The 12,413-nt window shown below is 73.4% G+C and carries 12 protein-coding genes and 1 riboswitch; of the genes, 8 read left to right on the top strand and 4 right to left on the bottom strand.

The window, feature by feature from the left end:
* The first annotated feature begins 151 nt into the window (after nucleotides 1-151).
* The 4 genes from EV376_RS19600 (at nucleotide 152) to EV376_RS19585 (ending at nucleotide 3,666) form a co-directional block, all read left to right on the top strand.
* On the top strand, nucleotides 152-844 hold the full coding sequence (locus EV376_RS19600; protein ID WP_130325305.1) for an RraA family protein: 693 nt from the start codon (nucleotides 152-154) through the stop codon (nucleotides 842-844).
* Nucleotides 845-925: 81 nt separating this feature from the next.
* Nucleotides 926-1,039: riboswitch (SAM riboswitch) on the top strand.
* Between the two features lie 230 nt (nucleotides 1,040-1,269).
* Nucleotides 1,270-2,094, top strand: coding sequence for an ABC transporter substrate-binding protein (locus EV376_RS19595; RefSeq protein WP_130325303.1), 825 nt, complete (start codon nucleotides 1,270-1,272; stop codon nucleotides 2,092-2,094).
* Nucleotides 2,095-2,164: 70 nt separating this feature from the next.
* Complete coding sequence (locus tag EV376_RS19590; RefSeq protein ID WP_130325301.1) at nucleotides 2,165-2,938, top strand: amino acid ABC transporter permease; 774 nt, start codon at nucleotides 2,165-2,167, stop codon at nucleotides 2,936-2,938.
* Complete coding sequence (locus EV376_RS19585) at nucleotides 2,935-3,666, top strand: amino acid ABC transporter ATP-binding protein (RefSeq protein ID WP_130325299.1); 732 nt, start codon at nucleotides 2,935-2,937, stop codon at nucleotides 3,664-3,666. The genes EV376_RS19590 and EV376_RS19585 overlap by 4 nt, the downstream gene beginning before the upstream one ends.
* Before the next feature lie 51 nt (nucleotides 3,667-3,717).
* Here the strand turns inward: EV376_RS19585 and EV376_RS19580 are convergent, their stop codons facing one another.
* Nucleotides 3,718-4,155, bottom strand: a complete 438-nt coding sequence (locus EV376_RS19580; protein WP_130325298.1) for a VOC family protein — start codon at nucleotides 4,153-4,155, stop codon at nucleotides 3,718-3,720.
* A gap of 1 nt (nucleotide 4,156) precedes the next feature.
* Nucleotides 4,157-4,729: a DinB family protein gene (locus EV376_RS19575; RefSeq protein ID WP_130325296.1), complete on the bottom strand. Its 573-nt coding sequence runs from the start codon at nucleotides 4,727-4,729 to the stop codon at nucleotides 4,157-4,159.
* A gap of 62 nt (nucleotides 4,730-4,791) precedes the next feature.
* On the opposite strand from EV376_RS19575, the gene EV376_RS19570 reads away from it, so the two are divergent.
* On the top strand, nucleotides 4,792-5,748 hold the full coding sequence (locus EV376_RS19570; protein WP_130325294.1) for a helix-turn-helix transcriptional regulator: 957 nt from the start codon (nucleotides 4,792-4,794) through the stop codon (nucleotides 5,746-5,748).
* Here EV376_RS19570 and EV376_RS19565 read toward each other — a convergent pair.
* On the bottom strand, nucleotides 5,745-6,323 hold the full coding sequence (locus EV376_RS19565) for an NADPH-dependent FMN reductase (RefSeq protein WP_130325292.1): 579 nt from the start codon (nucleotides 6,321-6,323) through the stop codon (nucleotides 5,745-5,747). The two genes, EV376_RS19570 and EV376_RS19565, sit on opposite strands and share 4 nt — an antisense overlap.
* A 113-nt stretch (nucleotides 6,324-6,436) precedes the next feature.
* Nucleotides 6,437-8,269 (bottom strand): AMP-dependent synthetase/ligase, encoded by a 1,833-nt coding sequence (locus EV376_RS19560; RefSeq protein ID WP_130328750.1) that lies wholly within the window; start codon nucleotides 8,267-8,269, stop codon nucleotides 6,437-6,439.
* 265 nt (nucleotides 8,270-8,534) lie between these two features.
* On the opposite strand from EV376_RS19560, the gene EV376_RS19555 reads away from it, so the two are divergent.
* The 3 genes from EV376_RS19555 (at nucleotide 8,535) to EV376_RS19545 (ending at nucleotide 12,406) form a co-directional block, all read left to right on the top strand.
* The gene (locus EV376_RS19555) at nucleotides 8,535-9,668 is read left to right on the top strand and encodes a peptidoglycan recognition protein family protein (protein WP_130325290.1); all 1,134 of its coding nucleotides are present in this window, start codon (nucleotides 8,535-8,537) and stop codon (nucleotides 9,666-9,668) included.
* Between the two features lie 127 nt (nucleotides 9,669-9,795).
* Complete coding sequence (locus EV376_RS19550; protein ID WP_130325288.1) at nucleotides 9,796-10,209, top strand: VOC family protein; 414 nt, start codon at nucleotides 9,796-9,798, stop codon at nucleotides 10,207-10,209.
* A gap of 46 nt (nucleotides 10,210-10,255) precedes the next feature.
* A complete protein-coding gene (locus EV376_RS19545; RefSeq protein ID WP_130325286.1) occupies nucleotides 10,256-12,406 on the top strand; it encodes a glycogen debranching N-terminal domain-containing protein in 2,151 nt (716 codons plus the stop codon).
* Nucleotides 12,407-12,413 lie beyond the last annotated feature (7 nt).

Below are 12,413 nucleotides of genomic sequence, written 5' to 3'. Positions count from 1 at the left end.
GACTACCCCCGCTGCGCCGGCCCACACCTCACCGCGCCCCCTGCCACCTGCCGAGGAGCCGGCGGAGGCCAGCGGCCGACCATTGGACCTGGCCGGCCCGCCGCTGTCCGTTCCTACGATGTGGGCGCCGTTCCGACGACCGGGAGGACCCATGCGGGAGCGCTTCACCGACCTGTCCACGCCCCTGGTGGCCGACGCCTGCGTCCGGCTGGGGGTGCCGCTGCGGGTGGCGCCGGCCGGGATCCGGCCGGTGGTTCCCGGCCAGCGGCTCGCCGGGCGGGTGCTGCCGGTGCGCCACCACGGCAGCGTGGACGTGTTCCTCGAGGCGTACGGGCACGCGGCGTCCGGTGACGTGCTGGTGATCGACAACGGCGGCCGGACCGACGAGGCGTGCGTGGGTGACCTGGCGGTGCTGGAGGCCGCCGCGGTCGGCGTCGCCGGCCTGGTGGTGTGGGGGCTGCACCGGGACACGCCGGAGCTGGTGGAGATCGGCGTTCCCGTCTTCAGCTACGGCGCCCTGCCGGCGGGCCCGACCCGGGTCGACCCGCGGGAGCCGGAGTCGCTCAGCAGTGCCCGCTTCGGCGCGCACCGGGTCGATGTCGACGACCTCGTGCTGGCCGACGACGACGGGGTGCTGTTCGTGCCGGCGGTACGGGGCGAGGAGGTGCTGGCGGCGGCGGAGCGGATCCACCGCACCGAGCGGGTGCAGGCGCAGCGGATCCGCGCCGGCGAGACACTGCGCGAGCAGACCGCGTTCGCCGAGTACCTGGCCCGCCGCGACGCCGATCCCGGCTACACCTTCCGCGCCCACCTGCGCCGCATCGGCGGGGCGATCGAGGAGTGACGAATCCGCAGGTGAGGCCGCACGTGAGGGTGGTCATACCGGCTGGACAGCCCACCGGCCCGCGCTGCTAACCTCGGCCCAGGTCATGAGCGCCAGCGCGAAGCCCCGGCTTGCTGGCCGGCAACCCTCGTCCACGTAGGGGTGCCCCGGGTGAGGACCAGGCACCGGAGCAGGGCTCCGGCGCAAGCGTGGCCTGGCACCCCAGGTCAGCACAGACCTTGGAGGAGAGCCGTGTACGTCCGCATCGTCGCCCCGCCGTTGGTCCTGACCCGGCGCCGCCATGTCGACCTGATGCGGGTCTGCACCGACGCGTGTCGCTGACCGCGCCGAATCCCCCTTCCGTCTGATCCACCCCAGCGGTACGCCCACCGGGCGCACCGTCGGCGCCGCACGTCCGTGCGCGCCCGTACCTCTCGGAGGCACCTGTGCGATTCCGTTCCACCCTGACCCGGGCCGCCACTCTCGCCGTCGCCGCCGTCCTCGGCGCCGCCACGCTGACCGCGTGCGGCGGCGCGGACGACCGCGCCGACAACCCGTACAACCTGCTCCAGCCGGGTGTGCTGCGCGCCGGCACACTCACCGACGCGCCGCCGAACGTCTACCTCAAGGACGGCGAGTTCACCGGCTTCGACAACGACCTGCTGGTGGCCGCGGCCGACAAGCTCGGCCTGAAGGTCGAGTTCGTGGGCACCGACTTCTCGGCTCTGCTGTCCCAGGTCGCCAACCGCAAGTTCGATGTGGGCAGCTCGTCGATCACCATCACCGAGGCGCGGAGGAAGACCGTCGACTTCGGCAACGGCTACGACTTCGGCTACTTCGGACTCGACGTGCCGGCCGGCTCGTCGATCACCAGCTTCGACCAGCTCGCCGGCAAGCGGGTGGTGGTCGTGCAGGGCACCGTCCAGGACGACTACGCCACCGGCAACCAGCTCGACCCGGTGCGGGTGCCGGACTACAACGCCGCGGCCAACCAGCTCAAGGCCGGTACGGCCGACGCCTGGATCGCCCCGGCCGAGATCGGCGACAAGTTCGCCGCGGACAACAGCAGCAAGATCAAGGTGGCGGCGAAGCTGCTCAGCCCGGCCCCGACCGCGTACGCGTTCGCCAAGGGCAACGACGCGCTCCGCGAGGCGCTGGACAAGGCTCTCGACGAGGTGATCGCCGACGGCACCTGGCAGCGGCTCCAGGAGCAGTACTACCCCGGCCGCCCGATCCCGGCTGACTTCAGGCCCGGCAGCGGCGCCCGCTGAACCCGCAGGAAGGGCCCCTTCGCAACGCCGGGCGAGGTGAAGGGGCCCTTCTTAACACCGGAGGTGCATCGTGGACCCGCTACGGACGTTGTGGGAGACCTTCTTCGACTGGGAGTCGATGCGCGAGGCGCTGCCCGACATGCTCACCGTCGGGCTGCCCAACACGCTGATCCTGGCGGTCTCCGCGGCCCTGATCGGTTCGGTGCTCGGCATGCTGCTCGCGGTCGCCGGTATCTCGCGTACCCGATGGTTGCGCTGGCCGGCCCGGGTCTACACGGACGTCTTCCGCGGCCTGCCGGCGGCGGCGACCATCCTGCTGATCGGTGTGGGCCTGGCGCCGCTGGGCATGCAGGTCTGGGGCCCGAACCCCTATCCGCTGGGCATCCTGGCGCTGTCGCTGATCGCGGCGGCGTACATCGGGGAGATCTTCCGCTCCGGCATCCAGTCGGTGGAGACCGCGCAGCTGGAAGGCGCCCGGGCGTTGGGGCTCTCCTGGGGCGAGGCGATGCGGGTGGTGATCATCCCGCAGGGGGTCCGCCGGGTGCTGCCCGCCTGGGTGAACCAGCTCATCGCGCTGATCAAGGACTCCAGCCTGGTCTACTTCCTCGGCCTGCTGGCCAGCCAGCGGGAGCTGTTCCGGATCGGGCAGGACTACGCGGCGAACACCGGCAACCAGTCGGCGCTGCTGCTGGCCGGCCTGTTCTACCTGGCGCTGACGGTGCCGCTGACCCACGCGGTCAACGCGATCGACCGCCGGCTGCGGCACGGCCGGGCGGCCGGGCCACCCGACGACGAGGACGACGATCTCGCGCTCGCCGGCGCGGTGGAAGGGGGCCCGCGATGAGCGCGTCGGTCAGCGTGAGCGTCCGGGACGTGCATCTCGCGTTCGGGGCGAACCGGGTGCTGCGGGGCGTCGACCTGGAGGTGCCCAGCGGGGCGACCGCGTGCGTGATCGGCCCGTCCGGCTCGGGCAAGTCGACGCTGCTGCGGACGATCAACCGGCTGATCGAGCCGGACCGCGGCGACGTGCTGCTCGACGGCCGCAGCGTACTCACCGACGACCCGGACCGGCTGCGGCAGCGGGTCGGGATGGTGTTCCAGCAGTTCAACCTCTTCCCGCACATGAGCGTGCTGCGCAACGTGACGCTCGCGCTGCGACGGATCCGCGGGCTGCCCGAGGATGAGGCGGTGGCGGTGGCCCGGCACCAGCTGGACCGGGTGGGGCTGGCCGCCAAGGCCGACGCCCGGCCGGCGCAGCTGTCCGGCGGCCAGCAGCAGCGGGTCGCCATCGCGCGGGCGCTGGCGCTGGCACCGCAGGTGATGCTCTTCGACGAGGCCACCTCGGCGCTCGACCCGGAGCTGGTCAAGGGTGTGCTGTCGCTGATGGCGGAGCTGTCCGCGGGCGGCATGACGATGGTGGTGGTCACCCACGAGATGGGGTTCGCCCGCGAGGTGGCCGACACCGTCGCGTTCATGGACCGGGGCGTCGTGCTGGAGTCCGGCGCGCCGGCGGCGATCTTCGAAGCCGCCGGGCACCCGCGGCTGCGGCGGTTCCTCTCCCAGGTCCTCTAGTCGCCCGGTCGACGTCCCCGGTCGGGCCGGGGACGCCGACCGGGGCGGCGGTCAGTCGAGGCAGAACTCGTTGCCCTCGGGGTCGGCGAGCACGATGTGACCGGCTTCGAGCGGCGGCGCCGGCTCGTGCCGGGCGAGCCGGGTGGCGCCGAGCGCGACGAGCCGCTCGGCCGCCGCCTCCAGGGCCGCCATCCGCGCGTCGCCCGCCAGCCCGGGCGCGGCCCGCACGTCCAGGTGTACGCGGTTCTTGGCCCGCTTGCCCTCCGGCACCCGCTGGAAGAACAGCCGAGGTCCGGCGCCCTCGGGGTCGACCACTCCCGAGGCGTCGTTGCGGCGCTCGGGCGGCACGCCGAACGCCGTCAGGGCCTGCTCCCAGGACTCGAAGCCCGGGGGCGGTTCCTGCAGGCGGTAGCCGAGCGTCGCGGCCCAGAACGCCGCCAGCTTGGCGGGGTCGGTGCAGTCGAAGGTGATCTGGATGTCGCGGGCCATCTCAGCTCGTCTCCCGTCGGGTGTGCCGGTAGAGGTCGCGCAGCAGGCAGACCTCGGCCAGATGATGGATCAGTTCGCGGTTGATGTGCAGGACCAGGGCGGCCATCGGCCGGTCGCCGTACGGTGCCTCGGCCGGCCCGCACGGGCGGGCGAGCCCGGTCTCGCCGAGCGATTCGACCCCGGCCCGCCAGGTGGCGTACTCGGCGTCGAGCTGGGCCAGCGCCGCCTCGGCGGTCGGGGCGTACGCGAAGGACTGGTAGTCGGTGGGGGCGCGACCGAAGTGCCCGGCGTTGCGGACCGCGAGCACGCCGACGATCACGTGGCCGAGCCGCCAGGCGATCGTCGTCAACGGCGGCGGGTCGGGCTCCGGCATCGCGAAGTCGATGGTCATCGCACCGGAGCCGGCCTGCACCGGTGCGCTTGCGGTGCCCCGCGGTCGTACGCTCCAGCAGCCCGGCGCCGGCTCCCAGAGGTACTCGTCGTCGGTGAGCCCGTCGAGGCGGCCCCGCAGCTGGTTGGTCCAGTGCCAGGAGATCTGGTCGCGGAGCAGCGGGTTCCAGGTCAGGTCGGTCATGGCGCCAGCCTTCCGTGAATAGCGGACAGCTTCGGTCCGCGATCCGCGCTTAAGATCGGCGGGTGACCGTCGAGGCGACGACCGAGCGGGTGCTGCGGCTGCTGGCGCTGCTGCAGCGCCGGCCGTCCTGGACCGCCGCCGAGCTCGCCGCCGAGCTGCGGGTCACCGACCGCTCGGTGCGTCGCGACGTGGAGCGGCTGCGGGCGCTGGGCTACCCCGTGCACGCCACCCCCGGCGTCGGCGGCGGTTACCAGCTCGGCGCGGGCACCCGGCTGCCGCCGCTGCTCCTCGACGACGAGGAGGCGATCGCGACCGCGGTGTCGCTGCGGTTGGCGTCCGGCGGCACGGTCAGCGGAGCGGGCGAGGCGGCGCTGCGGGCGCTCGCGAAACTCGACCAGGTGATGCCGCCCCGGCTGCGCGCCGAGGTGCGGGCCGTGCGCGGAGCCACCGAGACGCTCGTCGGTCCCGGGATCGAGATCGACGCTGAGCTGCTGGTCACGCTGGCACGGGCCTGCCGCGACGCGGTGCGGGTCCGGTTCTCGTACGCCGGCCGCGACGGCGAGGAGCGCGAGCGCACCGTCGAGCCGGTGCGGATGGTCGCCACCAGCCGCCGCTGGTATCTGATGGCCCGGGACGTCGACCGCGACGACTGGCGCACCTTCCGCCTGGACCGGATGCGCGACGTGACGGCGACGACTTGGCGGTTCCGGCCGCGGGAGCACCCGGACCCGGTCGCCTACGTGCAGCGGGCGGTCACCGAGGCGCCGTACCGGCACGTCGCCAGGATACGCGTGCACGCCGCGCCCGAGCAGGTACGGGCGCTGGTGCCGCCCCAGGTGGGGCGCGTGGAGGACGATCGTGACGGGTGGTGTGTGCTCGTCGTCGGTGGGGACGACCTGGACTGGCTGGCCCTGCACGTGGCGCGGCTGGGCTTCGAGGTGGCGGTGCTGGAGCCACCGGAGCTGCGGGAGGCCGCCGCCCGGCTGGCCGGCCACCTGGCCGCGATGGCCGGTCGCTAACGGGCGGCCGCGCGGGGCAGCACGGTCAGCACCCGAACGACGTGGTCCCGGAACTCCGCCAGGTAGTTGGTCAGGAAGGCCTTCGTGGACTCGTCGGTGACCGCACCGTCGCCCGGGAAGATCTCCGGGGTGTACTGCATGTACGCCTCGGGTGCGGTCATCTGCCGGGCGTTGCAGAAGGCCAGCACGGCGCGCAGGCTCTGTTGGGCCACGGCGGTGCCGATCTGCCCGATGGACGCGCCGATCACGCCCGCCGGGATGTGGTCGAACGAATTCTGCCCCCACGGACGGGAGGCCCAGTCGATCGCGTTCTTCAACCCGCCTGGAATCGACCGGTTGTATTCGGGAGTGACGAACAGGACGGCGTCGACCTCGCGGATGGCGTCCTTGAGCGCGGCAGCCTCCGGCGGGTAGCTCGCGTCGTGGTCCGGGCTGTACAGCGGTAGGTTCCCGATCGGAATCTCGCTGAACTCGAGGTCCTCGGGCGCCAGGCGGAGCAGCGCCTTCGAGAGTTCCCGGTTGATGGACGTGGACGAGAGGCTGCCGACGAAGTAGCCGACCTTGTAGGTACGCATCAGGTCTCCTGCCGCAGACAGAGCTGGTCCGGTCCGTGGTGCCTCGCTTCAAGCGTGGACCAGCGGGCACGCGTCCGCGCTCGGTTCGACGTTTTTCGTCGGCGTTCGGCGGATCAGTGGCCCCGGTAGAGCGCCTCGATGGCGTCGCCGTAGTGCTGCTGGACCACTTCGCGCTTGATCTTCAGCGTGGGGGTGAGTTCGCCGGCGGCCTCGGTGAAGTCGCAGGGCAGGATGGCGAAGGTCTTCACCTGTTCCGCCCGCGCCACCGTCGCGTTCGCCCGGTCGACGGTCTGCTGGATCTCGCCGCGCAGTTCGGGGTCGTCGCGCAACGCGGCGACGTCGGCGTCCGGTCTCCCGTGCGCCGACACCCACCGGGCGAAGGCCTCCGGGTCGAGGGTGACCAGCGCCGCGATGTACGGACGGTGGTTGCCGACCAGCATGCACTGGCTGACCAGCGGGTTGCCGCGGATCGCCGCCTCGATCGGCGCGGGCGCGAGGTTCACGCCGGACGCGGTGACGACGATCTCCTTCGTGCGGCCGGTGATCCGGAGGAAACCGTCCTGGTCGATGCTGCCGAGGTCGCCGGTGCGCAGCCACCCGTCCGGGGTGAACGTCGCCCGGGTGGCGTCCGGGTTGTTCCAGTAACCGGGGAAGACGACGTCGCCGTGGGCGAGGACCTCACCGTCGTCGGCGATGCGGATCTCCACGCCGGGCAGCGGCCGGCCGACCGTCCCGATCCGTTGCGCGGCCGGCGTGTTCGCCGTCAGCGCGGGCGAGGTCTCGGTGAGGCCGTACCCCTCCAGGAGCAGCAGGCCGGCGCCCCGGAAGAAGTGGCCCAGCCGCTCGCCGAGGGGCGCCCCGCCGACGATGGCCGTCTCGCACCGCCCGCCCAGCGTCGCGCGCAGCTTCCGGTACGCCAGCAGGTCGCACCCGCGGCGGGCCAGGCGCAGCGGCAGGCTCGGCCCGCCGGCCGTGTCGAGGGCCCGGCTGTAGCGGACCGCCACCCGGTCGGCCACGGCGAACAGCCAGCCGCGGTGCCCGTCCTCGGCCTTCTGCCGGGCCTTGTTGTACATCTTCTCGAAGACCCGCGGCACCGCCAGCATGAACGTGGGCCGGTGCTGGCGCAGCTGGTCCATGACGGCCCCGACGTCGGCGCTGTGCACCAGGGTCGCCCGGGTCTGCACCATCCCCACCTGGATCAGCCGGGCGAACGCGTGGGCCAGCGGCAGGAACAGCACCGTGGACGCCCCCGGGCGCAGCAGCTGCGGCAGCACGGCGACGGCGGCGGTCACGTCGCAGTGGATGGAGCGGTGGGTCAGGACGCACCCCTTGGGGCGGCCGGTCGTGCCGCTGGTGTAGACGATCGTGGCCATGTCACCGCCGGTCACCCGCTTGCGGCGCGCCTCGACCCGCGCGTCGTCGACGGTGCGTCCCAGGCCGGCGAGGGCGATCAGGTCACCGGCGTCGAGCTGCCAGATCTCACGCAGCGCCGGTAGGTCCGACCGCAGCCCGGCGACGGTCTCGGCCAGCCCGGACGTCTCCACCACGCAGCCCACCGCGCCCGAGTCGGAGAGGATCCAGCCGACCTGGTCCGGGCTCGCGGTCTCGTAGAACGGCACGGTCACCGCCCCGACCGCCCACAGGGCGTAGTCGATCAGCGTCCACTCGTACCGGGTGCGGCAGATCAGCCCGATCCGGTCGCCGTGGCCCACTCCCGCCGCGAGGAACCCGCGGGCGAGGCTGAGAACGTCGTCGCGGAACTGCTCGCACGTCACCGGCACGTCGCCACCGCGTACCGACCGGCGTGCGGGCCAGGCCCGGGAGACCGGAGCGGGACGAATGAACTGCACCGTCTGCGGGGCCTCCCGGGCATTGGTCCACACCCGCTCCGCCAGCCCCGGGACGACCGCGCCGACGTCCAGCGGCGCCGCGACGACCTCCTGCACCCCGTACCCCCGGACAGCCACACCGCCGACACCGGACGTGGCGGCGGTCGTACGGCCATCGTGCGGTCGCCGGTGGCCCGGGCGGGGGCGCTATCGGCAAACCGGCCCGGATCCCGCACTGAGGTGGTAGGAGCCGGGACAGATCGACGGAGCCCCCTGGCGCCAGGCCGGCCTTGGCAATATTCTCCACCTCACGCCCGGTTACTGGAGCTGGTTTTCACGCGGCTCATTCCGATCCCCGCGAGCCGGGCGCGGAGGAGATGCAATGCACGTCGAGCAGAGCGAGCTGGACCGCCGTACGCTGCTGCGGGCCGGCCTCGGCGCCGCCACCGTCGCGGTCGTCGGCGGCGAACTCGCCCGTCCCACCGCCGCGCACGCCGACCCGGGCTCCGACCTGGACTGGATCTACAGCTGCGACGAGTGGGGCGCCCGCCCGCCGAAGGACCCGCTGGTCGTCAGCACGGTCCCGACCAACAAGATCATCGTGCACCACATGGCCTTCCCGAACGTCACCGACTACTCCGAGGCGCAGGCGATCAAGCTGGCCCGCGACTGCCAGAACCTGCACATCGACGGCAACGGCTGGTCCGACACCGGCCAGCACTTCACGGTCAGCCGCGGCGGCTACGTCCTGGAGGGACGCCGGGGCAGCCTGGAGCGGCTGCAGGCCGGGGATTGGCAGATGGTCTCGGCCCACTGCCCCGGTGAGAACACCCGCTCCATCGGGATCGAGAACGAGGGCACGTACGTCACCGAGACGCCGCCCGACGCGCTGCTCGACTCACTGGTCAGGCTGTGCACGACGATCTGCCGCCAGTACGGCCTGCACGCCCACGACATCTTCGGCCACTGGGACTTCCGCAACACGCTCTGCCCCGGCGCCGCCTTCTACCGACAGTTCCCGATGCTGCGGCGGCGGGTCTTCGCCGCGCTCGGCACCGACCTCGCCGACGTGCCCGCCCGCCGCTGGCCGGACGTGTGGCGGTTCGTCGGCTCCCCGTCGGTGCGGGTGGCGCAGTACCTGCTCGCCCACCACGGGTACCCGGTGACGCCCAGCAGCGTGTTCGACGCCGCCACGGTCGCCGCGGTGCAGGACTGGCAGGCCCGCAACGGCATCCCGGTCGACGTCGACGCCACCCTCACCGCCGAGACCTGGGAGACCCTGGCACCCGAACTGGACCAGCACGCCAGCGGCCTGCCGGTGACCGCGGTGCAGTTCATCCTCAACGCGAAGGGGTACGACGAGGTCACCGTCACCGGCGAGTACGACCACGTCACCCGCACGGCCGTCAAGGACCTGCAGGCCCTGCACGGGCTGCCCCGCAACGGCAAGGTCAGCACCGGCACCTGGTGCGTCCTGGTGGGCGGCGTCGTCCGCCAGTCCTTCCGGCACCGCTGAGCACCCGCCGGCGCGGGGGCGGGCGGCCGCTCACCCCCGCGCCGGCACGAAACCCGCGTGCGTGCGCCTCGTTGGTCCCCCTGCCACCGCCCCGCCCGACGGCGTGGCGACCGACCAAGGAGGCACGGTGCAGACGCAGCTCAACCCGTACGTCAACTTTCCCGGCGACGCCCGCGAGGCGATGGAGCACTACCGCTCGGTCTTCGGCGGTGACCTCACGATCGCCACCTTCGGCGAGTACGGCGAGACCGACCCGGCGCTCGCCGGCAAGGTCATGCACGCCATGCTGCGCTCCCCCGGCGGCCTGACGCTGATGGCCTCCGACCTGCCGCCCGGGATGGAGCACCAGCCGGGCACCAACATCTCGATCAGCCTCAGCGGTGACGACGCCGACGAGTTACGCGGGTACTGGGAGAAGCTCTCCGCCGGCGGCAACGTGGTCATGCCGCTGGAGAAGCAGATGTGGGGCGACGAGTTCGGCATGCTCGTCGACCCGTTCGGCATCCAGTGGATGGTCGACATCGGCCCGGCCCAGCACTGACCGCTTCCGCCACGTGTAGCCGGAACGGCGCCGGGTAAGCCCGGCCGTGAGCGGTGTCCACGACCTCCGCGTCCGCCCCGACCTGCGGTACGTGGCGAGCGGCTGGAGCACCCTGGTCACCGACGTACGCGGTCGCGTCACGGGGGCCGACCCCCAGGGCTTCTTCGCGCGCAACACCCGCGTCCTGAGCCGGGAGCGGATCACCGTCGACGGCCGCGAGCCGGTGCCGTTCAGCACGGCGAGCGTGGGTGCGCACGCGGTGCAGTCGTACGCCGAGTTCGCCGACGGCGAGGCGCTGCCCTCCCGCGCGGCGTACCTGGTCGTGGAGCGTTTCGTCGGCGCGGGGCTGCGCACCCGGCTGACCGTGGCGAGCTACGCCGCCGCACCCCTGCACCTGCGGCTGCGGATCGAACTGGCCGCCGACTTCGCCGACACCAGCGAGGCCGAGACCGGCCGCCGGGTCCAGACCGGGGACGTCGGCACCCGGTGGGACCCGGCCCGGCAGGAACTGCGCCTGACGTACCGGTGCGACGGGCTGGACCGGGCCGTCGCGATCCGCGCCGGCGGCGACCAGCCGGTCCGGTACGCCGACGGCGCGCTCGCCGTCGACGTGACCGTGCCGCCCCGCGACCGCCGCCGGGTAGACCTGCTCGTCGAGCCGGTCTTCGACGGCCGGCGGCTCCCCGCCCCGCCGGCGACCTTCGGCGAGCCGGACGATCCGGCCGGTTCGGCGCGCCGCCGGCTCGCCCGCGAGTTCACCCGGCTGCGCAGCGCCGACGTCGACGTCACGGCGGCCTGGCGGCGCGCGGCGGACGACCTGGCCGGGCTGCCCCTCGGCGAACCCGCGGGGCCGGCGGCGCCGATCGCCGGGCTGCCGATCTACCAGGAGATCTTCGGGCGGGACACGATGACCGCGTCGTGGCAGGCGCTGCTCGCCGGCCCGACGATGCTGGCCGACAGCCTCCGGCTCAACGCCCGCCACCTCGGCCAGCGGGTGGACGACTGGCGGGACGAGGAGCCGGGCAAGCCGCTGCACGAGGCCCGGCGGGGCCCGGTGTCGGCGCTCGGGATCGACCCGTTCACCCACTACCACGGCGACTGGTCCACCGCGCCGGACTTCCTGGCCTTCCTCGGCCAGTACTACGCCTGGACCGGGGATCTCGGCGCGGTGCGGGACCTCCTGCCGGCGGCGGAGCGGTGCCTGGGCTGGCTCGACCGGTACGGGGACCTCGACCGGGACGGTTTCCTCGAGTACCACCGCCGCTCCCCCGGCGGGCTGAAGAACCAGGGCTGGAAGGACTCGGACACGGCCGTCGTCGACGAGGACGGCCGGTCGGTGCCGAACCCGATCGCCACCAGCGAGTTGCAGGGGTACTGGTACGCCGCGCTGCGGCACGCCGCCGTGGCGTTCGCGGCGGCCGGCCGGCCCGCGTTCGCCGCCGGCCTGGTGCGCCGGGCCGCCGCGCTGAAGCGCCGCTTCCACCGGGCGTACTGGATGCCCGACCGGGGCTGCTACGCGATGGCACTCGGGCCGGGCGGGCGGCAGGTGGGCTCGGTCAACTCCAACGACGGGCACCTGCTGGCCACCGGCATCGTGCCGGCCCGGCTCGCGCCGGCCGTCGCCGACCGGCTGATGGCGCCCGACATGTTCAGCGGCTGGGGCATCCGCACCCTGTCGGCCGCACACCCGGCGTACAACCCGTTCAGCTACCACCGGGGCAGCGTCTGGCCGGTCGACGCGGGCACGATCGGCCTCGGGTTCGCCCGGTACGGCTGCTGGCCCCACCTGCACCGGCTTGCCGAGGGGATGTTCGCCGCCGCCGCCCTGTTCGACGACCACCGCCTGCCGGAGGTGCTCAGCGGGCTGCCGCGGGACCGCGCGCACCCGCACCCCGGCGTCTACCCGGATTCCTGCTCGCCGCAGGCCTGGTCGGCCAGTTCGGTGGTCGCGCTGATCCAGGCCCTGCTGGCGCTGCGGCCGGTCGCACCGCTGCGCACCATCTTCGTCGACCCGCACCTGCCGGACTGGCTGCCCCGGCTCACCTTGGAGGGCGTACAGGTCGGCGGCGCGACCGTGGACCTCACCCTGCGACGGCGGCGCGGCGGGCGCACCACGGTCCGGGTCCGGGGCGACCGGCTCGCGGTGATCCGCCGGCCCACCCGGCACGCGCTGGCCGCGGGCCGGCACCGGACCTGAACGGACG

The sequence above is a fragment of the Micromonospora sp. CNZ295 genome (assembly GCF_004217535.1).
This window is presented reverse-complemented; position numbering and strand designations above follow the sequence as displayed.